This window comes from Allobosea sp. NPDC055353 (assembly GCF_053644975.1).
This window is the reverse complement of the sequence record NZ_JBSHMC010000002.1, coordinates 267821-287968: the sequence shown is the minus strand read 5'-3', so window position 1 is coordinate 287968 and position 20148 is coordinate 267821. Positions and strand designations below refer to the sequence as shown.

Sequence of the window (20148 nt, the reverse complement as noted above, 5' to 3'; positions counted from 1 at the left end):
GAGGCCGCTCAGATGCCGCCGGCAAAAAGCGGTTTCCGCGCCCGCAAAGGATGGGCTAGCGTCCCGCCATTGGCTCAGAAGGACCGTACATGCGTTTTGCCGGCACCGAAAACTACGTTGCGACCGAGGATCTCACCGTCGCCGTCAATGCCGCGATCCGGCTGGAGCGCCCGCTGCTGGTGAAGGGCGAGCCCGGGACGGGCAAGACGGTGCTGGCCGAGGAAATCGCGGCGGCGCTCGGTGCGCCGCTGATCACCTGGCACATCAAGTCGACGACCAAGGCGCAGCAGGGCCTCTATGAATACGATGCGGTGAGCCGCCTGCGCGACAGCCAGCTCGGCGACCCCCGCGTCTCCGAGATCGGCAACTACATCAAGCGAGGCAAGCTCTGGGAGGCCTTCGCCGCGCCGGTCAGGCCGGTGCTGCTGATCGACGAGATCGACAAGGCCGATATCGAGTTCCCGAACGACCTGCTGCTCGAGCTCGACCGCATGGAATTCCATGTCTACGAGACCGGCGAGACCATCAAGGCGGGGCAGCGGCCGGTGATGATCATCACTTCCAACAACGAGAAGGAGCTGCCGGACGCCTTCCTGCGCCGCTGCTTCTTCCACTATATCCGCTTCCCCGATGCCGAGACGATGCAGCAGATCGTCGAGGTGCATTTCCCCGGCATCAAGAAGCGGCTGATGGAAGAGGCGCTGCGCCTGTTCTTCGAGGTTCGCGAGGTTCCCGGCATCAAGAAGAAGCCCTCGACCTCCGAATTGCTCGACTGGCTGAAGCTGCTCGTCGCCGAGGATATCGGGCCGGAGGTGTTGCGCGAGCGCGACCCGCGCAAGCTGATCCCGCCTTTGCACGGGGCGCTGCTCAAGAACGAGCAGGACGTCTCGCTGTTCGAGAAGCTCGCCTTCATGACGCGGCGGGAGAGTCGCTGAGCGCGAGTTTTCAGTCGGGCTTCATGCGCAAGGGGCCGCCCAGATGACCATGGAAGAGGTCTCCTTCGCTGCAAGAGTGCTCCGCAAGGAGGAATTCCTGCCCCGCTATATCGTCGTGAAGCCCGAACATGTCCGGGGGCGTACGCGCGCTTTTTCCGCTGACGTGATGTTGAACGATGCAGGGCCGTTCAGGCGAAATATCCGTCCTTGGGGTAAGGGATCGGACGTTTTCTTCTTCAACCTGACCGCGCCTCAATGCGACAAGGCGGGGCTCGGCACGAACGATATGTGCACGGTCACGATCGTCGCCAAGGACTGAGCTGCTGGACGACGGGTCTCCGCTTGGCCCACGGATGTATGCTGCCCCTCGCAAATCGATGCCACCATCGCTAGGTTCTCTCCATGCGACGCCTCATGTTACTGCGCCACGCCAAGTCCCACTGGCCCACGGGTGTGGCCGATCGCGACCGACCGCTCGCGGCGCGCGGGCGCGAAGCTGCCCCGGTGATGGGGCGTTATCTCGCCGATGAACTGCTCCTGCCCGATCTCGTGCTGGTCTCGCCGGCCAAGCGCACGGTCGAGACCTGGGAGATGGTTGCGCCGATGCTGCCGGAGCGGCCGCCGGTTCAGTTCGAGCCACGAATCTACGAAGCCAAGACCGAGAGGCTGCTCGATGTCGTGCAGGAGATCGAGGGCGACGTCCGCACGCTTCTGCTCATCGGCCACAATCCCGGCTTCGAGGAACTGGCGCATCTGCTGACCGGCCATGGCGATCGCTATGCCGCAGCCCGGATGAGCCAGAAATACCCGAGCTCAGGGCTCGCGGTGATCGATTTCGCCACCGAGCATTGGCACGCGGTCGCGGCGCGGGAGGGCCGACTCGACCGTTTCGTGACCCCGGGTTCGCTTGGCGAAGGCCCGGACGAGTGAGCGCCGCGGCGCCGTGAGCGACACCTCCTATCTCGACAGTGCCCGCAATGCGGCTCTCGCTTTCAGCGACAGCCTGCTCGGGTTTGCGCGCCCGCGCCTGCGGGTCGGCGTCACCGGGCTGTCGCGCTCGGGCAAGACGGTCTTCACCACCGCCCTGATCCAGAACCTGATCGAAGGCGCCAAGCTGCCGGTGCTGAAGGCTTCATCCGAGGGGCGGATCGCCCGCGTGCGACTTGTGCCGCAGCCCGATCCGGACGTGCCGCGCTTTCCCTATGAAGCGCATCGCGCGGCGATGAACGGGCCGGATCGGCGCTGGCCGGAATCGACCCGGCGGATCTCCGAACTCAGGATCGAGATCGATTACGAACGAGCTGCCGGCTGGTTCAAGGGGCCGGCGACGCTGACGCTCGATATCGTCGACTATCCCGGCGAGTGGCTGCTCGACCTCGCGCTGATCGGGCAGGACTACAAGGCCTGGTCGGCGCAGGCTGTCGCCGACGCCCGCAAGGCGCATCGGCGCGAGGCCGCGGCGGAGTGGCTTGCGGACCTGCCGGGGCGGGACCCGGACGGCGCGCCGGACGAGCTGGCGGCGGAAGCCGCGAGCGACCTGTTCAAGAGCTACCTCGCCCGTTTGCGCGCCGATCCTGAAGCGGTCGCGGTGACGCCGCCGGGGCGCTTCCTGATGCCGGGTGATCTCGAAGGCTCGCCGGCACTCACCTTCGCGCCTGTTGATCTCGGCCATGACCGGGAGGTGCGGCCGGGCACGCTCGCAGCGCTGATGGCGGAGCGCTTCGAGGCCTATAAGCGGGTCGTGGTGACGCCGTTCTTCCGCGATCATTTCGCAAGGCTCGATCGGCAGATCGTGCTGGTCGACGTGCTGGCCGCGCTCGATGCCGGGGCACCGGCCCTGGCCGATCTCGAAACCGCCTTGGGGCAGGCGCTCGCGGCCTTCTCGGTCGGGCGCAATTCCTGGCTGTCGAGCCTGTTCGCGCCGCGCATCGAGCGCGTGCTCTTCGCCGCGACCAAGGCCGACCATATCCACCATTCGAGCCATGATAGGCTGGCGGCGGTGATGTCGCATCTCGTCGGGCGGGCGCTGTCACGAGCGCAAGGGGCCGGCGCGCGGGTCGAGGCGATGGCGCTCGCGGCCGTGCGGGCGACGCATGAGGTCCGGATCAAGGAAGGCCGCGAGGAATTGCCGGCCATCGCCGGCGTACCGGAGGCCGGCGAGACGATCGACGGGCAGGTCTTCGACGGGATCGCGGAAGCGGCTGTCTTCCCCGGCGAATTGCCCGAGCGGCCCGAGGCGATCTTCGATCCGAAGGCACACTGGCAGGTCCGGGCGCCGCGGTTTCGACCACCGCTGGTCGAACCTGATGCGGGCGGGCGCCTGAAGCCTCCGCCGCAGATCCGCCTTGACCGTGCGCTGGAATTCCTGATCGGCGACAGGCTGGCGTGAGGATGTCGGCATGAACGGGTTTTCGCGATGAGCAAGGCACCGCGCGCCATCCGCCTCGATAGTCCGCAGCCGGGCGAACCGGTCGGCGAGATGCCGTTGCGGCAAGGCGATCTCGCGATCCTGCCCGAGAGCGAGCCGATCGATGCCGCCGTGCCGGTCGCCCCTGTAAAGCCCAGGCGTCGTTTCTCCTGGGGCTCGCTGTTCGTGGCCGGGCTGTCCGGCTTTCTGGCGCTGGCGGCCGGCGTCTGGGTCGAGAACACCATCCGCGCGCTGATGAGCCAGAATCCGGCGCTGGGCTATGCCGCGCTGGCCTGTGCGGCGATCGCGACGCTGGCGCTGCTGGTCATGCTGGCACGGGTGCTGCGCGACATCCTGCGCGAGCGCAAGGTCGAGGCGTTGCGCGAGCGCGCCGTCGCGGCGCTGACAGGGGGCACGCCCGACGAGGGCCGGGCGATCGCCGACGAACTCGTCTCGCTTTACAAGGGGCGGGCGCAGACGGCTCAGGGCCGTGCCGCCCTGCAGGAGGCCTTGCCGCAGCTCTTCGCGGCGCGCGACATGCTGACGGTGGCGGAACGCAGCCTGCTCGCACCGCTCGATGCGCTGGCCACCGCCCAGATCGCGTTAGCCGCGCGGCGCGTCTCGCTGGTCACTGCGGTCAGCCCGCGGGCGCTGGTCGATGTCGTCTTCGTGCTGGTCGCCTGCGCGCGATTGCTGCGCTCGATCGCCGGCATCTATGCCGGGCGGCCCGGCACGCTCGGCCTGCTCCGGCTGGCCCGGCAGGTGATGAACCATCTCGTCCTGACCGGCGGCATGGCGGCGGGCGATGCCGTGATCCAGCAGGTGGTGGGGCAGGGGCTCGCCGCGCGGCTTTCGGCCAAGCTCGGCGAGGGTGTGATCAACGGCATGCTGACGGCCCGGATCGGGCTCGCGGCGCTCGCGGTGTGCCGGCCGCTGCCTTTCGTCGAGGTGGCGGCGCCGACCCTGTCCGATGTCGCGGGCGATCTCGGCGGATGGCGTGGCGACAAGGATGGGGAAGCCTGAGCCCGGCAGATTCTGCCGGCCCAGCGGTTTCTGCCCGGCTCCGACTGCCGTTTTACCTTTCGTAAACGATCCAACCCCTTGAAATAGCACGGTTCTGCGCATGGCACGCCCCGTGCAGATACCGCCTCGAAGTTGTGGGCCGCCCTTGGGGGGCTGCCGGTCGAGGTGAGGGTTCCATGGGTGTTTTCAGTGCGCTGACCACGGCGGTTTCGGGAATGACGGCGCAGTCCTATGCGCTCGAGAACATTTCCGGAAACATCGCCAACTCGCGGACGGCGGGCTACAAGCGCGTCGATACCGCCTTCGCCGATCTCGTGCCTGACGCGGCGCTGAACCGCCAGGTCGCCGGCTCGGTCGCGGCCTTCAGCCAGGCGACGAACTCGATCCAGGGCGATCTCAACCCGACCCGCATCGACACCAATATCGCGATCAACGGCGACGGGTTCTTCGTGGTCGACCAGCGCCAGAGCGGCGTCGGCGCCAACACCCAGTTCTCCAACAGCAACCTCTATACGCGGCGCGGCGATTTCGACTTCGACGCCAACGGCTACCTCGTCAACGGCGCGGGCTACTACCTCAAGGGCCTGAAGATCGACCAGGTGACCGGCCAGCTCGTCGGCACGCAGCCGGACGTGCTGCGCATCACCAAGGAGCAGTTCCCGGCCAAGGCGACCAGCTCGATCGAGTACCGCGCCAATATCCCGGCCGTGCCGGCGACGACGCAGAAAAGCCAGGGCGGCACCGAATTCCTGAACCCTGCCTCGGTCACGGCGGCGGGCGCGGCGCCGAACCCCTATGCCGGCAACGCCGCGGTGATGGGCAACAATATCAGCAGCTTCCTGGCGACCTCGATCCCGGGCGGCTCCGTGACCGTCTATGACGAGCTCGGCAAGGCCACCAGCGTCGAGATGCGCTGGGCCAAGATCGACAACGGCAACCCGGCCGCGGTGCCGCCGACGACGGGCACCTGGGGCCTCTTCGTCGCGCAGGATACCGGCGCGACCGCGGCAGGCGACGTCGCCTATGTCCAGGCCGGCCAGAACGTCACCTTCGGCGCCACCGGGCAGATGGTTTCCCCGGCCAGCGGCGACATCACGCTGCCGACCATGACGATCAACGGAACCACCATCACCGGCATCAACCTGACGACCGGCGGCAATGGCGTGACCCAGAACGGCGATGTCAGCGGTCAGATCGACGCCCGCAGCATCCGTCAGGATGGCTACACCGCCGGCACACTCGATCGCGTTTCGGTCTCGGCCGAGGGCGCGGTGATCGGTACCTTCAGCAATGGCCAGGTCGTGGCGCTGGCCCAGGTCTCGGTCGCCCGCTTCAATGCCGACAACTCGCTGAAGCGGCTCGACGGCGGCGCCTTCGAGGAGACGATCGAATCCGGCCCGCCGATCATCGGGCTGGGCACCTCGCAGATGGTCGGCGGCAGCGTCGAGCAGTCGAACACCGATATCGCCGACGAATTCTCCAAGATGATCGTCACCCAGCAGGCCTATTCGGCCAATACCAAGGTCATCACCACAGCCCAGGAGATGCTGACCGCGGTGTTCAACATCATCCGCTGAACGGCGCATCTGCCTAAGCTGCGGCCCAGGAGGGCCGCATCTCGCAACAGGAGTTGACGATGGGCCTGAGCACTTCCCTGAACACCGCGATCGGCGGCCTCAACGCTGCGCAGGCCGGCATTGGCATCGTTTCGCAGAACGTCGCCAATGCGGGAACGACGGGCTATGTCCGCCGGACCGTCTCGACCGCCGACAGCCTGAGCGGGCTGACGGTCGGCGTGCAGAGCACGCAGGTCCAGCGTCTCCTCGACAAGATCGTCCAGCATCAGCTCTGGCAGGAGGCTTCGGGGGCGGCCTATACGTCGACCCGCGCGAGCTCGCTGTCCAATCTCGACAAGCTCTATGGCGCGCCGGGCAGCGCCACGGCGCTGGATACGATCTTCAACAAGTTCACCGGCGCGCTGCAATCGCTCCAGAACGATCCGTCGTCCTACAGCCTGCGCGCGCAGGTGCTCGACAATGCGACGCAGCTGGCGCGCCAGCTCAACACGCTCTCCAACGGCGTGCAGTCCCTGCGCAGCCAGGCCGAAAGCGGCATCGCCACCGCGGTCACCAAGGTCAACGACCTGCTGGGCGCGCTGTCCAAGGTCAATACCCGCATCGTCGGCAGCCCGAACGACAGCGCGACGGCCGGCCTGAAGGACCAGCGCGACCTGATCCTGTCCGAGCTGTCGCAATATGTCGACATCAAGACGACGGAAGACGCGCGCGGCTCGGTCAGCGTCGTGACCGGCTCGGGCACGCAGCTCTTCGACGGTACGGCTGCCGTCACCTTCAAGTTCGACGAGCATGCCGGGCTGGGGCCGGACGACCAGTGGGATATCGACCCGGCCAAGCGCAGCGTCGGCACGATCAAGATCATCGATGCCTCCGGCAACGCTTCGGACGCCATCGCCAACCGGATCTTCCGCTCCGGCGAGATCGCGGCCAATATCGAATTGCGCGACAAGACGCTGGTCCAGGCCCAGGCGCAGCTCGACGAGATCGCCGCGCAGATGTCGAAGGCGCTTTCGGAGAATTCCCTCCAGAGCGTGGCCTACCCGCCGTCACCGGCGGCGCAGACCGGCCTCGATCTCGATCTCGGCTTCGATCCCGCCAAACAGCGCCTCAACACGCTGACCTTCGACTACACGCCGACACCTCCCGGTCCGACGCAGCGCTTCACCTTCGTCAATGCGCCTGCGGGAACGGTCCTGCCGATCGGCAGCGACCCGTCCAACAAGACGATCGCGATCGATTTCTCGGCCGGCCCCGCTTCGGTCGCCGCGCAGATCCAGAATGCGCTCGACACGAACGGTGCGACGGGTTTCACGGTGGGCAATCCCAGCGGCTCGCTGCTGCGGATCACCGAGCCGGGCGGCCGGGTCTCCGGGCTCGGCGCCAAGACCGGTGTGCTCGCCGCCGATTCCGCGACCTCCGGGATGCCCCTCTTCGTCGACGCGGACAACAAGCCCTTTGTCGGCTCCTATGACGAGGCCACGCGCAAGGTCGGCCTGGCGGGCCGCATCGCGGTCAATGCCGATGTCATCCGGAACAGCGCGCTGCTGGTTGGTCCGGCCGGTACGGCGGCTGGCGATGCGACGCGGCCCAAGGCGCTGCTCGAGAGCCTGACGAGCAGCGTCCGCAGCTTCGACAATTCGTCCTCACCAGACGGGGCGACGGCATCCTTTTCCGGCACGATCACCAATTTCGTTCAGCGCGTGGTCTCCTCGCAGGGGCAGGCGGTCGAGGCTGCCAAGCGCCTCGACGAGGGCCAGCAGGTCGCGCTCGCCTCGATCCAGAGCCGCTTCCAGACGACATCCCAGGTCAATGTCGACCAGGAGATGTCGATGCTGATCGAACTCCAGACCGCCTATGCCGCGAATGCCCGCATCATCTCCACGATGAAGGAGATGATGGACGTGCTGATGAGAGTGTGAGGCCGCGATGACCATCACCGCTTACGGAACCGGCGCCTATCGCGCGGCGAAGCCCAACGAATTCGTTTCGACCCGGGCCCAGTTCGACGATCTCCAGCGCCAGCTCGACACCAAGCAGCGCAGCACGAGCTATGGCGACCTCGGCATCGACCGGCGCGTCAGCCTCGATCTCAACGGCAAGGTTTCGCAGCTCGATTCCTGGCTCAGCGGCATCGAGCTGACCAATGTGAATCTCAAGCTGTCGTCGCAGAGCGTCGAGAACTTCGCCCAGCTCGCCAACGAGACACGCACCGATACCCGTTCCAACAGCTATGTGCCGAGCGCCAGTGGCCGCTCTGCGCCGCAGCTTCTGGCCGAGGAGAAGTTCAAGCAGGCCCTCGACCTGCTGAATACCGCGGTCAACGGGCGCTATCTCTTCTCGGGCAAGACCTCCGATACCGAGCCGACTGTGGGCTTCGACGAGATCATGAACGGAGACGGGGCCGGCAAGGCCGGGCTCAAGCAATTGATCGACGAGCGCAAGCAGGCCGATCTCGGCTCCGGTCTCGGACGGCTGACGACCGGCATCTCCGGCACGACGAGCGTCACGGTCGCCGACGAGAACCATGTTTACGGCTTCAAGCTGGCCGGAGCCACGTCGAGCTCCTCGGCCCTTGCCGTGACTTATAATGCGGGTACGCCGGCGAACCTGGCCGTCGACGTGACGGCTCAGCCCCAGCCGGGCGACAAGGTGACCCTCAAGCTGACCTTGCCCGATGGAACGCAAGAAGAGGTGACCCTGACCGCCCGGGCCGCCGGAACCGATGGCTCGGCCGCCGACAGCTTCCAGATCGGCGCGACGCCGGCCGATACCGCAGCGGCGCTGAAGGCCTCGATCGACGCCGCCCTTGGCAGGGAAGCGAAGACGACGCTCCCTGCCGCCTCCGCGCAGGTGGCGGCCGAAGATTTCTTCGCCGGCAGCCCAAGCAATCCGCCGAAGCGGGTGCCGGGCCCGAACTTCGCGACGGCGACCGCCCCGCCGAGCAATGCCGGCACGGCTGCGACGACGGTGACCTGGTATCGCGGTGATGACGGCAGCGACCCTGCCCGCAATACGGCGACGGTCCAGATCGACCAGGGCCAGGTCGTGGGAACAGGCGCGCGGGCCAACGAGCAGGCCTTCCGCGTCGGCCTCGCCCAGTTCGCGATCATGGCGACCGAGACCTTCCCGGCCAGCGACACGAATGCGCAGGCAGGTTACGAAGCGATGGCGTCGCGGGTCGGCGACAAGCTCGGTTTCGGCGACTCCGTCCAGAAGCCGGCTGAGATCATCACCGAGCTCGGCTCGGCCCAGACCGCGCTCGCCAGCGCCAAGGAGCGCCACCAGAGCACCAAGAACTACCTGATCTCGACACTCTCCGGCGTCGAGAACGTGACGACGGAGGAGGTCGCGACTCAGATCCTGTCGCTGCAGACGCAGTTGCAGGCGAGCTATCAGGTCACCTCGATGCTGTCGAAGCTGTCCCTGACCAACTACCTCTGAGGACAGGGAGATATGGAAACAGAAACGCCGCCCATCGGGCGGCGTTTCTGTTTCTCGGGTCTTTCACGGAAAGGTATCAGCGGCCGCGTAAGCCTGCCGCGATCTCCCGGTTGATGCTGATCAGCGCGCCAAGGCCCTGCGGCTGCGGATCGGCCGAGATCTTGAACGTCTGATTGAAGATGAAATTGGCCAGGCCGAGGATGTTGGTCTTGATGCCGACCGGCAGAGGGTTGTCCTCGGCGATCATGGCGGAGACCAGCAGGGTCCAGAGGCGCCGGTTGTACGTGAGGGCTTCGTCGATATCCCGCCCGCGCGTCTCCCAGTCATCGGCGACGGCCTGAAGCCGGGTCGCGGCCTTGATCAGCAGGGAGGCTTCCAGTTCGCGGGGCGAAACGACGGATTGGGCAGTCTTGGCCGCAGCGGCGTAGGCGTTAAACCCGTTTTGCATTCTCGATCAATTCCGCTTCATAGGCGATCAGCTTTCTGGCCGCCTTCAGAGCCTTGTACAGGTCGTCGCTTAAGATGCGGTTATTGATCTCATGAACATGCGGCAGAGCGCTGGGCGCTGCATTGATGAAATCGCGCACGAGCTGGAAATAGGTCTCATGCTCATGCGTCGGGTCCTGCGCCAGGTACATCAGCTGGATGGCGAGGTAGATCTTCTTGGCCGGGGTGTCGGCGCTGGCTGCGGTGAGAATGTCCTTCTCGCGCAGGATGGGCGCATCGCCCTCGATGAAGAAGCGCGTGCGCTGCTCGTCGTTGCGGATCACCACCTGGCCGATGATGATGCGCTCCTTGGGCTTGAGCTCGACCTTGAGGGCCATGTCTTGTCCTTGCCTTCTGGCGGAGGGGAGGGCTGTGCCGTCTTCGGCGTCAGCCGAAGAGGCGGAGCACGCCCTGGTCGGCCTGCGAGGCCAGCGACAGCGCCGTCTGCGAGAGCTGCTGGCGGGTGTTGAGCGCGAGCAGCTTGGCGCCTTCCTCGTTGGAATCGGCGAGAACGAGGTTGTCGGCGCCGATGGTCAAGGTGTTGATCATGTTCTTGGTGAAGTCCTGACGGGTCTGGACGACCGAGAGCTGCGAGCCCATGCTCGACGCGGTGGAGCGCAGCGAGGTCAGGGCACTGGTCAGTGCGTCGGCCGTTGCGATAAGAGCTGCGTCGTCCTGGAAATCGATGCCGCCTGTGCCGCCCGCGAGACCGATGCCGAGATTGGTCGCCGTGATCTCCTCGCCCTGGATGTCGAGCTTGTTCTGTGACGTCCCGGTCTTCTCGTTGAAGACGACCGAGAGCGCATCGCCGGCGAGCAGGTTGATGCCGTTGAAGCCGGAGTCCTTGGCGAGTTCGTCGATCTGCGTCCGGATCTCGTTGAACTGATCAATGAGATTGGAGCGGACGTCGGAGTCGATGTCGGCACCCGTATGGGCGGCATCGAAGCCAGTTCCGCCGGTGATCGTGTCAGCGCCGGCGATGGTGAGTTCGGCGGAGCCGACGCCTTTGATGATCAGTTCGCCGGCATTGTTGATCGAAGCCGTGGCAACGCCCGAGTCGTTGACCTTGTTGACGAGGTCACGGAACGTATCGGTCGCGGTGATCGTGACGGTGGCGGCAGTGCCTCCGGTCGGTGTCAGCGTGATCGTGCCGGCGGCGGCGACCGTATCGGCGAGGACGCCCGACTTTGTGGTCTCGGTCGAACCTGTGGCTGCGGTGAAGGTCGGACGGTTCTGGGCGGCGTCGGCCTGGGCCTGCTTGATCGTCGACTGGGCCGACTGGACCAGCTTCACGATCGCGTCGATGCCCTTCGAGGCGGCCTGGATGGTCTGGATCCCATTGGAGATGCCGTCGAGCAGTCCGCCCAACTGGTTGGAACGGTCGTTGAGGCCCGCCGCGGTGAAGAAGTTGATCGGGTTGTCGATCGCCGAATTGACGCGTCGACCGGTCGCCAGGCGATTCTGGATCGCACCCTGCTCCGATGTGGTCTGCTGCAATGTGAGCAGGTTGTTGCGCACGCCACTGGAAAGAATCGTGTTGGCCATCTCTCGGTCCCCTGAAAGCGCGGCGCTACGCCTGCCCGGATTACTTTGGACCGATCATCATTTGTTAAGGCTAACAAACGGTTAATCGCAGCGGAGATTCCCTGCTTGCAACGAGAAGGCGGCGGAGCTTGCGCTCCGCCGCCTTCTTTTGTCTTCGGCCCACATTCTGTGGGCAAGCCCGCTTCTGCGGACGAAGGATCAGAACAGGCGCAGCACGGCCTGATCGGCCTGGCTCGAAAGCGACAGGGCGGTCTGGGAGAGCTGCTGGCGGGTCTGCAGAGCGAGCAGCTTGGCGCCTTCCTCGTTGGTGTCGGCCAGCACCAGGTTGTCCGCACCCTGGGTCAGGGTGTTGATCATGTCCTTGGTGAAGTCCTGGCGGGTCTGGACAACGCCCAGGCTGGAGCCCAGCGACGAAGCCGTCGAGCGCAGCGAGGTGAGGGCGTTGGTCAGGGCGTCCGCAGCCCCAGAGAGAGCGGCATCGTCCTGGAAGTCGATCGCCGTGCCGGCCTCGTCGATTCCGAGGTTGGCCGCCGTGATCTCCTCGCCGCGGACGTCAAGCTTGTTCTGGTCGGTGCCGGTCTTCTCGTTGAAGACGACCGAGAGCGAGTCGCCGGCGAGCAGGTTGATGCCGTTGAAGCCGGCGTCCTTGGCGAGCTCGTCGATCTGGTCGCGCAGGTCATTGAACTGATCGACGAGATTGGAGCGGACGTCGGAGTCGATGGCGTCACCCGTATGGGCGGCGTCGAAGCCAGTTCCGCCCGTGATCGTGTCAGCGCCCGCGATGGTGAGTTCGGCGGAGCCGACGCCCTTGATGGTCAGTTCGCCGGCATTGTTGATCGAAGCCGTGGCAACGCCCGAGTCGTTGACCTTGTTGACGAGGTCACGGAACGTATCGGTCGCGGTGATCGTGACGGTGGCGGCGGTGCCTCCGGTCGGTGTCAGCGTGATCGTGCCGGCGGCGGCGACGGTATCGGCAAGGACGCCCGACCTCGTCGTCTCGGTCGAACCTGTGGCCGCGGTAAAGGCCGGACGGTTCTGGGCGGCGTCGGCCTGGGCCTGCTTGATCGTCGACTGGGCCGACTGGACCAGCTTGGTGATCGCGTCGATACCCTTCGAGGCGGCCGTGATGGTCTGGACGCCGTTCGAGATGCCGTCGAGCAGGTTGGTGAACTGGCCGGCGCGATCGTTCAGGCCGGCGGCGGTGAAGAAGTTGACCGCGTTGTCGACGGCGGAGTTGACCTTCTTGCCGGTGGCGAGACGGAACTGACCCTGCTGCGAGGCGGCGGTGGTCGAGGAGAGCGAGGAGAGCGCGTTGCGCACGCCAGCGGAGAGAGAGATCGTCGAGGCCATAATGAGAAACCCTTCTGGGATGATGCCTTCTGGCGCCGTGGCCGTTCTGGCCGCGACGAAAGGACCCTGCCGCGGCGCTTCGTAACGAGACGTAAATTTCGACGTTAGAATGCGCCGCTGACGGGGCAGCCTGCCGGTATGGTGAACGGCGGATTAAAGGCGGCGAGGGAGCCTGGAAACGACGAAGGCCCGCTTGCGCGGGCCTTGCGGGGGGCAACCGGGACGTCGTGGAGCAGGCCGGCTTCAGGCGGTCCGCTCGATCTGGTGGGCCTCGCTGGCCTCGCGCGCCTGTTCGCTGAGCTCGCGCGAATAGGCGCGGAGTTTCAGGAGGACTTCGTCCGGCAGTTGCGAGATCGTCTCGCCGGTGTGCGGGTCCTTCTTCTGCAGCACGATCGCGCGCGTCTTCGGGTCGATGATCAGCTTGCGCTCGACCGTCTCGTCGGCGGTGCGTGTGGCGGCGCGGTTGTTCCGGTCGTTGGCAAATGCCCGGCGCTCGCCATCGGCGCGGCTCTGGGCGTCGCGTGCCTCGGCGCGGACCTCGACATTGACGGCTGCGCCGGCAGAGGCGGATTGCACGGTCTTTTCGGGGGGAAGGTCCACGGCGACGCTGCCGGCCTGCGCCGTGACGTCCGAGCGGGTGACGGGCGGCGCGGCAGTTGCGGCTGCGAGCCTGGGGGCGTTGCCAAAATCCATGACCACTCCTTCTGGAGTCGTTCACGGCGCCGTTGCGCCGCTCTCGTCCGGTGCCGGGAGCAGGACGAGCCACCCGACGCTGCGAGGATTGGCAGAAAAGATTGAATCCGGCGTCAAGAAATTAGGTAAATCTTTAGGGTTTCCGGCGCAGCCGGCGCTTAAACCCTTTATATACCAAGGGGCTGGCCGTTGCTGCCATTCAGCTGGAGCCGACCTCTCCCAGCGGAAGCTGCTCAAAGCCGGCGCGAGACGACCAGCGGCCCGGAATTGGGACGGGCGAAGACACCGGCGCCGACGGTCGCGGCTGGACCGTAGCCATTGGCCCGCATCGGCCTGTTGGCATCGGCGGCGAGATCGCGCACGACCGATTCCGAGACGGCTCGCGCCGTGGCGAGCACGATCTGGTTGGTCTCGATCAGGCCCTGGAAGGCGTTGTGCGCCTCCTTCAGCCGCTTGACCTCTCCCGGCACGAAGCGGGCCAGCGCCACGGCGTTCAGCTTCACCTGCTCGACGCCGCGCATGTAGATGCCGGCGAGCTCGGTCTTGCGCGGCTCGCGGGTCATCGCTTCCGGCAGGCGGCCGGCACGGACCAGCTCGGTCTCCTCGCCGACGAGATGCGAGAGGGCACCGAGCGCCTCCAGGACCGCTTCGATCAGGGCGCGGGCACCAAGCGCGTCGGCGATGCGCGGGCGTTCGTCGAGGACAGGCTTAGCGACCGGCATTCTGGACTCCGCCCGCGGCCTGTTCCTGGAGATTGATCAGGTCGCGCATGATCTGGTTGGAGAGGCCGATGCCGCCGGCCTGCTGGATCTGCTTGGCGTATGCTTGCGTGAGCTGCGAGCGCCAGATGCCGCCGCCGGTGCCGTTCTCGCCGAGCGGGCCTTCGGTGCCTTCGCTGGCGAAGAGCTTCTCCGTCATCTGCTCGAGGAACATGGTCTCGAAATCGTCGGCCTGCTTCTTCGCCTTGGCCTTGGCCGGGTCGAGCGCATCGGCGATGCCGCTGGCGACCTTGCCGGCAACGCCGAGGGCGAGATTCGCGACGGGAAGCGCGAGGGCAGCAGTCATCACATCACCTCGATTTCGGCCTGCAGCGCGCCTGCCGACTTGATGGCCTGGAGAATGGAGATCAGGTCGCGCGGGCCGATGCCCAGCGCATTGAGCCCGTCGACCAGCTCGGCCAGCGTCACGCTTTCCTTGACCAGGGCGAGCTTGTTGCCGCCGCCGGTATCGACCTTGACGCTGGTCTGCGGCGTCACGACGGTGCGGCCGCGGGCGAAGGGCTCGGGCTGGGAGACCTGGGGCGTCTCGCTGATCGTGACGGTGAGGTTGCCCTGCGCCACGGCTACGGTCGAGACGCGGACGTCCTTGCCCATCACGATGATGCCGGAGCGCTCGTCGATGACGATGCGGGCGAGCTGGTCGGGTTCGACCCGCAACTGCTCGATATCGGTGAGCAGCTTGATCATGTTGCCCTTGAAGCGGGCCGGAATCTGCAAAGCCACGGTCGAAGGATCGGTCGGCTCGGCCGAGTCGCCGCCGACGAATTCGTTGATCGCGGCCGCCATGCGGCGAGCGGTGGTCAGGTCGGGATTGCGCAGCGACAGGCGCAGCGTCTGGAGCTTGTTCAGCGCGAAGTCGATCTCGCGCTCGACGACGCCGCCATTGGCGATGCGGCCGACGGTCGGCACGCCGCGGGTGATCTTGCTGGCCTCGCCCTCGGCCGAGAAGCCGGAAATCGCGACCGGACCCTGCGACACCGCATAGACCTCGCCATCGGCGCCGAGCAGCGGCGTGACCAGGAGGGTGCCGCCCTGCAGCGACTTGGAATCGCCCATGGCGGAGACGGTGACGTCGACGCGGGTGCCCTGGGTGGCGAAGGGCGGCAGGTTGGCGGTCACCATCACGGCGGCGACGTTGGCGGTGCGCATGTTGGCGCCGCGGGTGTTGACGCCGAGACGCTCCAGCATCGCCTGCAGCGACTGCTTGGTGAAGGGCGTGTTGTTGAGGGTGTCGCCGGTGCCGTTCAGGCCGACGACGATGCCGTAGCCGAGCAACTGGTTGGTGCGCACGCCCTCGACGGAGGCGAGATCCTTGATGCGCGAGAGCGCAAATACCGGCTGCGACGACAGGCCGACGACCACGGCCAGCAGAGCGGCCAGCGGCTTCAGCAGCGTCTTCAGGGCGGGGTTGCGGAACATGCGTCTGGCACCGGAGGTGGTTGAACTCAACCGACCCTTGCGAGGGCCATGCCAAATCGCTCGAATTTGAAAAGCCTTGTTTGTCAGTCCTTTGCAGTTCGTCTGCATGTTTGCGGAGGCTCCTGGAGCCTGCGCTTCCTGCCGGGGCGGCAGTTTTTGCCGGGTCATTTACCGGCTGTTAACCGTCTTCCGACAAGGTTTCATTAACCCTTCACGAGGCCGCCGATGATCAGGATCGACCAGCGCGCGCCCGTTTCGAATGCCGGCCCGGCCAGTTCCGCGAGGCGCTCGAGCGGCGCCGCCTTCACGCTTCCGACGCAGGATTCCGTCACCGCGACCCGCAGCAGCGGCGTCAGCGCGTCCGGGCCGCTCGATATGCTGCTCGCCGTCCAGGCGCAGGAGGATTCGCAGGAGCGCAAGCGCCGGCAGGCCAGGCGCGGACATGACCTGCTCGACGGGCTCGACCGGCTGAAGGCGGCGCTGCTCTCTGGCCGGGTGCTGCCGTCGGAACTGGAGCGGCTGCGCACGACGCTGGCGCTCAGGCGCGAGACCACCGACGACCCGCGGCTCGATGAGGTGCTGGCGCATATCGAACTGCGCGCCGCGGTGGAGCTGGCGAAGTTGAAGCGCTGAGGCGTTGGAACCGTCATGCTCGCCCTCGTGGCGAGCATCCACGGCTTGAACACCGTACGGTATCGCTGAAGACGTGGATGGTCGGGACAAGCCCGACCATGACGAAGCACTACCGAATGAACTGATCGACATAGTCCGCGCCCAACCCGTTCTGGGCGTAATGCGCGCGGCATTTGTCGATGCGGGTGAAGGTGTCGTCATAGCCGAGGCATTTGCCGTCCGGGTCGACATAGATCATCGCGCCGTTGACCTGGAACATGGTGATCATCTCTTCCGTCTCGGGATCGACCACCAGCGTGTGGGTCTCGCCGGGCGCCTCATAGACATAAGAGCCTTCGGTCGCGACCCAGTCATGCTCCAGATAGCGCCATTGCCCCTTGAGCACATAGCCGTGGACCGGCAGCGGGTGGCGATGGCGCGAGAGCACGCCGGCGCGGCGGACCTTGAGCAGGTTCATCCAGTAGCCGCGCGAGACGCAGAAGAGCAGGGGGCGGAACCAGACATTGTCGTCGACCGGAACCCAGACGCGCTCGTCGGTCGGGATCACGTTCGGGACGATCAGCTCCGGCGGCGATTCCTTCGGCTGGGGATGGCGATAGGGCGTCCAGCGCTCCTCCTGCGTGGCCGCGACGGGCATCGGGCTCGTCTTGTTCATGGCGTCTCTCCCGGGCTGATGTTCTGATTCAATGCGCTTGCAATTCGATTCAGGTTTCCGGCTCAAGTCGTTGGCCCGGAATCGCTTTCCTAGACCGCAAGATAGCCGCCATCGACCGGCAGGATCGCGCCGGTGACGAACTGGGCCGCGTCCGAGAGCAGGAAGGCGATGGCGCCGCCGACATCGCCGGGCTTGCCCCAGCGGCCCATCGGCGTGCGGGCGAGGATCGGCGCCGAGCGTTCGGCATCCTCCACCAATGGCCGGGTCAGCTCGGTCTCGATCCAGCCCGGCGCCACGGCGTTGACGCGGATGCCGTCCGGCGCCCAGGCGGCGGCGAGCGACTTGGTGAGCTGGCCGATGCCGCCCTTCGAGGCGGCATAGCCCGGCGCGAAGGGCGAGCCGTGGAAAGTCAGCATTGAGGCGATGTTGACGATGGCGCCGCCGGTCTTGTCCGCGCCCTTGGCTGCGAGCTTGTCCCTGGCGGCGAGGCACATCCGCATCGTGCCGTTGAGATTGACCTCGATGGTCAGGCGGAAGGCGTCGATCTCGAACTCCTTGCCGCCGCGCTGGATCATGCCGGCGCAGTTCACCAGCGCGTCGAGGCGCGGGCAGGTCGCAACGATGGCCGCGACCTCCGCGTCGCGGGTCACGTCGAGCCGGGCATGGCGGATGGCGGGATGGGCGGGGGCCACCGCCACCTCCTCCGCGGTCAGGCCGGTGGCAAGGACCTCGTAGCCGGCTTGTGCCAGGGCAAGCGCGGCGCCGGCGCCGATGCCGCGGGTGCCGCCGGTGACGAGAGCGAATTTGGTCGAAGTCGGATTTGTCATGGAGCGAAGCTAGAGCGCTCCGGGCCCCCGGGGAAGGCAGCATGATGCAGGCCGCCATGCGATGGCGGCCGCGCCGGTCAGTCCCATTTGTATTTGAAGGAGAGCAAGGCCCGGCCCTGCGTCTCGAAATCGCTGGCGACGAGCGGCACCTTGCGCGCCAGCGTCAGGTCGAAGGAGGTCTGCCAGGGCAGGTCGGCGAGTTTGGCGAGATCGACCGAGAGCTTCATCTCCGGCGTGAATGCCGTGTGGAAGCCGTCGCCCGGCGCGAAAACATAATTGCCAGCCATGGCGAGCCGGGAGGTCAGGGTGAGATGCGGGAACAATTCCTGCCGGTAGCCGATCACGGCCTCGCCGGTCTGTTCGGGATTGCCGTAGAGCGAGCCGCCGCCGCCGGTCGCGAGACTCCAGATGAAGCCCTTCCCGGCAACGGCCGGCTTGCCCAGCCGCCAGCGCAGTTCCGCGTCGCGCGTCGCTCCGACGCTCGCCGGATCGGAGAGCGTGGTCGAAAGCGAGAAGATGTCCCGTCCGAGCTTGAAGCCGACGGAGCGGTCCTGCGCCGCGCTGGTCATGGTTTGGCGCGCGGCGAAGCCCTTGCGGATGATGTCGACGGGGATCGGTGCCCGCGCCCGCAGATGGGCGCCGGAAGCAGCTGCCGCCCGGCCGAGTGCGGCCAGTCCCGGATCGAAGACGAGGGCATCGGGGTCATCGGCGGCAAGCGCCGGGGCCGCCATCGCGTCGGCATCGGGGTCGATCAGCGCACCGCGCGGGACCGGCAGCGGGGCGGTGGGTGTTTCCTCGGCCGTGAGCGGCGTCGAGGCCAAGGCGGGACTGAGCGTCGCCGCGAGAAGGATTGCGGCCGGCTGAAGACCGGCGCGGAGGTCGTGAATGAAGCGGAACACGTCGTTCGTCCTGTCGCTATGACGAGCGGCAGGACAGGCTAGGCCGGGAAGGTGCCGATTTTGCGGCAATGCAGCATAATCATTGTTGCATAAGATTGCCCGAAAGCCGCGCTTCCCCCGCCGGCTCTAACGAGCTAGGAAGCGACCCAGCCGCGGGCCGCGGCCAGAAGCCGGCCCCGGATCGTTCTATCTGGAGAGAACAGGGGTCATCGCATGAGCAAGATCAAGGTCGCCAACCCGGTCGTCGACATGGACGGCGACGAGATGACCCGGATCATCTGGCAGAAGATCAAGGACACCCTGATCTTCCCGTATCTGGATCTCGAGCTCGACTATTACGACCTCTCGGTCGAGAACCGCGACGCGACCGACGACCAGGTCACGATCGATGCCGCCAACGCCACCAAGAAGCATGGCGTCGCCGTGAAATGCGCCACCATCACGCCGGACGAGGGCCGCGTGAAGGAGTTCAACCTGAAGTCGATGTGGAAGTCGCCGAACGGCACGATCCGCAACATCCTCGGCGGCGTGATCTTCCGCGAGCCGATCATCTGCAAGAACGTGCCGCGCCTTGTGCCGGGCTGGACCCAGCCGATCGTCATCGGCCGCCATGCCTATGGCGACCAGTACCGCGCCACCGATTTCAAGTTCCCGGGCAAGGGCACGCTCTCGATCAAGTTCGTCGGCGAGGACGGCAACGTCATCGAGAAGGAGGTCTTCAAGGCTCCGGACGCCGGCGTCGCCATGGCGATGTACAATCTCGACGACTCGATCCGCGATTTCGCCCGCGCCTCGCTGAACTACGGCCTGATCCGCAAGTACCCGGTCTATCTCTCGACCAAGAACACCATCCTCAAGACCTATGACGGGCGCTTCAAGGATATCTTCGAGGAGATCTACCAGACCGAGTTCAAGGCCAAGTTCGACGAGCTCGGCATCACCTATGAGCACCGCCTGATCGACGACATGGTGGCCTCGGCGATGAAGTGGTCTGGCGGCTATGTCTGGGCCTGCAAGAACTATGATGGCGACGTGCAGTCCGACACCGTGGCGCAGGGCTTCGGCTCGCTCGGCCTGATGACCTCGGTGCTGATGACGCCGGACGGCAAAACCGTCGAAGCCGAGGCCGCCCACGGCACGGTGACGCGCCACTATCGCGAGCACCAGAAGGGCAAGGAGACCTCGACGAACTCGATCGCCTCGATCTTCGCCTGGACCCGTGGCCTCAGCCATCGCGCCAAGCTCGACAACAATGCCGAGCTCGCCAAGTTCGCGGCGCTGCTGGAGAAGGTCACGGTCGACACGGTCGAGGCCGGCGACATGACCAAGGACCTCGCCCTGCTGGTCGGCGCCGAGCAGAAGTGGCTCTCGACCACCGGCTTCCTCGAGAAGGTCAGCGACAACATGCGCAAGGCGATGGCCGCCTGATTTGGGGCGCATCATTGCGTGGAATGAGAAGCCCGGCCGAAAGGCCGGGCT

Annotated in this window: 21 protein-coding genes; 10 read left to right on the top strand and 11 right to left on the bottom strand. The window is 66.2% G+C overall.

Going from position 1 to position 20148, the window contains the following annotated elements; genetic code table 11:
* The first annotated feature begins 89 nt into the window (after positions 1 to 89).
* From ACWIEX_RS14680 to ACWIEX_RS14645, 8 genes are all read left to right on the top strand, one after another.
* A complete protein-coding gene (locus ACWIEX_RS14680) occupies positions 90 to 935 on the top strand; it encodes an AAA family ATPase (RefSeq protein ID WP_454033765.1) in 846 nt (281 codons plus the stop codon).
* 43 nt (positions 936 to 978) lie between these two features.
* Positions 979 to 1254 carry a hypothetical protein gene (locus ACWIEX_RS14675; RefSeq protein ID WP_454033764.1) on the top strand — a complete coding sequence of 92 codons (276 nt, stop codon included), beginning with the start codon at positions 979 to 981 and terminating at the stop codon, positions 1252 to 1254.
* Positions 1255 to 1349: 95 nt separating this feature from the next.
* Positions 1350 to 1865 carry a SixA phosphatase family protein gene (locus ACWIEX_RS14670; RefSeq protein ID WP_454033763.1) on the top strand — a complete coding sequence of 172 codons (516 nt, stop codon included), beginning with the start codon at positions 1350 to 1352 and terminating at the stop codon, positions 1863 to 1865.
* A 13-nt stretch (positions 1866 to 1878) separates the two neighbouring features.
* Positions 1879 to 3324, top strand: coding sequence for a YcjX family GTP-binding protein (locus ACWIEX_RS14665; protein WP_454033762.1), 1446 nt, complete (start codon positions 1879 to 1881; stop codon positions 3322 to 3324).
* 27 nt (positions 3325 to 3351) lie between these two features.
* Positions 3352 to 4365, top strand: coding sequence for a YcjF family protein (locus tag ACWIEX_RS14660; RefSeq protein WP_454033761.1), 1014 nt, complete (start codon positions 3352 to 3354; stop codon positions 4363 to 4365).
* Between the two features lie 176 nt (positions 4366 to 4541).
* Entirely contained in the window at positions 4542 to 5942 is a 1401-nt protein-coding gene (locus ACWIEX_RS14655; RefSeq protein WP_454033760.1) for a flagellar hook protein FlgE, read from the top strand.
* Between the two features lie 59 nt (positions 5943 to 6001).
* The gene (gene flgK, locus ACWIEX_RS14650; RefSeq protein WP_454033759.1) at positions 6002 to 7861 is read left to right on the top strand and encodes a flagellar hook-associated protein FlgK; all 1860 of its coding nucleotides are present in this window, start codon (positions 6002 to 6004) and stop codon (positions 7859 to 7861) included.
* A 7-nt stretch (positions 7862 to 7868) separates the two neighbouring features.
* Positions 7869 to 9383 carry a flagellin gene (locus ACWIEX_RS14645; RefSeq protein WP_454033758.1) on the top strand — a complete coding sequence of 505 codons (1515 nt, stop codon included), beginning with the start codon at positions 7869 to 7871 and terminating at the stop codon, positions 9381 to 9383.
* A 76-nt stretch (positions 9384 to 9459) separates the two neighbouring features.
* On the opposite strand, the gene flaF is transcribed toward ACWIEX_RS14645, so the two are convergent.
* The 8 genes from flaF to ACWIEX_RS14605 form a co-directional block, all read right to left on the bottom strand.
* A complete protein-coding gene (flaF, locus tag ACWIEX_RS14640) occupies positions 9460 to 9831 on the bottom strand; it encodes a flagellar biosynthesis regulator FlaF (RefSeq protein ID WP_454033757.1) in 372 nt (123 codons plus the stop codon).
* Positions 9815 to 10207, bottom strand: a complete 393-nt coding sequence (gene flbT / locus ACWIEX_RS14635) for a flagellar biosynthesis repressor FlbT (protein ID WP_454033756.1) — start codon at positions 10205 to 10207, stop codon at positions 9815 to 9817. The genes flaF and flbT overlap by 17 nt, the downstream gene beginning before the upstream one ends.
* Before the next feature lie 49 nt (positions 10208 to 10256).
* The gene (locus ACWIEX_RS14630; protein WP_454033755.1) at positions 10257 to 11414 is read right to left on the bottom strand and encodes a flagellin N-terminal helical domain-containing protein; all 1158 of its coding nucleotides are present in this window, start codon (positions 11412 to 11414) and stop codon (positions 10257 to 10259) included.
* 198 nt (positions 11415 to 11612) lie between these two features.
* Positions 11613 to 12764: a flagellin N-terminal helical domain-containing protein gene (locus ACWIEX_RS14625; protein ID WP_454033754.1), complete on the bottom strand. Its 1152-nt coding sequence runs from the start codon at positions 12762 to 12764 to the stop codon at positions 11613 to 11615.
* 243 nt (positions 12765 to 13007) lie between these two features.
* Positions 13008 to 13457 (bottom strand): hypothetical protein, encoded by a 450-nt coding sequence (locus ACWIEX_RS14620; RefSeq protein ID WP_454033753.1) that lies wholly within the window; start codon positions 13455 to 13457, stop codon positions 13008 to 13010.
* A gap of 233 nt (positions 13458 to 13690) precedes the next feature.
* Positions 13691 to 14179 (bottom strand): hypothetical protein, encoded by a 489-nt coding sequence (locus ACWIEX_RS14615; RefSeq protein ID WP_454033752.1) that lies wholly within the window; start codon positions 14177 to 14179, stop codon positions 13691 to 13693.
* The gene (locus ACWIEX_RS14610) at positions 14166 to 14522 is read right to left on the bottom strand and encodes a rod-binding protein (protein ID WP_454033751.1); all 357 of its coding nucleotides are present in this window, start codon (positions 14520 to 14522) and stop codon (positions 14166 to 14168) included. Before ACWIEX_RS14610 ends, ACWIEX_RS14615 begins: the two co-directional genes overlap by 14 nt.
* A complete protein-coding gene (locus ACWIEX_RS14605) occupies positions 14522 to 15655 on the bottom strand; it encodes a flagellar basal body P-ring protein FlgI (protein ID WP_454033750.1) in 1134 nt (377 codons plus the stop codon). The genes ACWIEX_RS14610 and ACWIEX_RS14605 overlap by 1 nt, the downstream gene beginning before the upstream one ends.
* A gap of 225 nt (positions 15656 to 15880) precedes the next feature.
* On the opposite strand from ACWIEX_RS14605, the gene ACWIEX_RS14600 reads away from it, so the two are divergent.
* Complete coding sequence (locus tag ACWIEX_RS14600; protein ID WP_454033749.1) at positions 15881 to 16288, top strand: flagellar assembly protein FliX; 408 nt, start codon at positions 15881 to 15883, stop codon at positions 16286 to 16288.
* Between the two features lie 109 nt (positions 16289 to 16397).
* Here ACWIEX_RS14600 and ACWIEX_RS14595 read toward each other — a convergent pair whose 3' ends face one another.
* From ACWIEX_RS14595 to ACWIEX_RS14585, 3 genes are all read right to left on the bottom strand, one after another.
* A complete protein-coding gene (locus ACWIEX_RS14595; RefSeq protein ID WP_454033748.1) occupies positions 16398 to 16943 on the bottom strand; it encodes a 2,4'-dihydroxyacetophenone dioxygenase family protein in 546 nt (181 codons plus the stop codon).
* Positions 16944 to 17032: 89 nt separating this feature from the next.
* The gene (locus tag ACWIEX_RS14590) at positions 17033 to 17770 is read right to left on the bottom strand and encodes an SDR family NAD(P)-dependent oxidoreductase (protein WP_454033747.1); all 738 of its coding nucleotides are present in this window, start codon (positions 17768 to 17770) and stop codon (positions 17033 to 17035) included.
* Between the two features lie 77 nt (positions 17771 to 17847).
* Positions 17848 to 18669, bottom strand: coding sequence for a hypothetical protein (locus ACWIEX_RS14585; protein ID WP_454033746.1), 822 nt, complete (start codon positions 18667 to 18669; stop codon positions 17848 to 17850).
* A gap of 213 nt (positions 18670 to 18882) precedes the next feature.
* On the opposite strand from ACWIEX_RS14585, the gene ACWIEX_RS14580 reads away from it, so the two are divergent.
* Positions 18883 to 20097 carry an NADP-dependent isocitrate dehydrogenase gene (locus ACWIEX_RS14580; RefSeq protein ID WP_454033745.1) on the top strand — a complete coding sequence of 405 codons (1215 nt, stop codon included), beginning with the start codon at positions 18883 to 18885 and terminating at the stop codon, positions 20095 to 20097.
* The last annotated feature ends 51 nt before the right edge of the window (positions 20098 to 20148 follow it).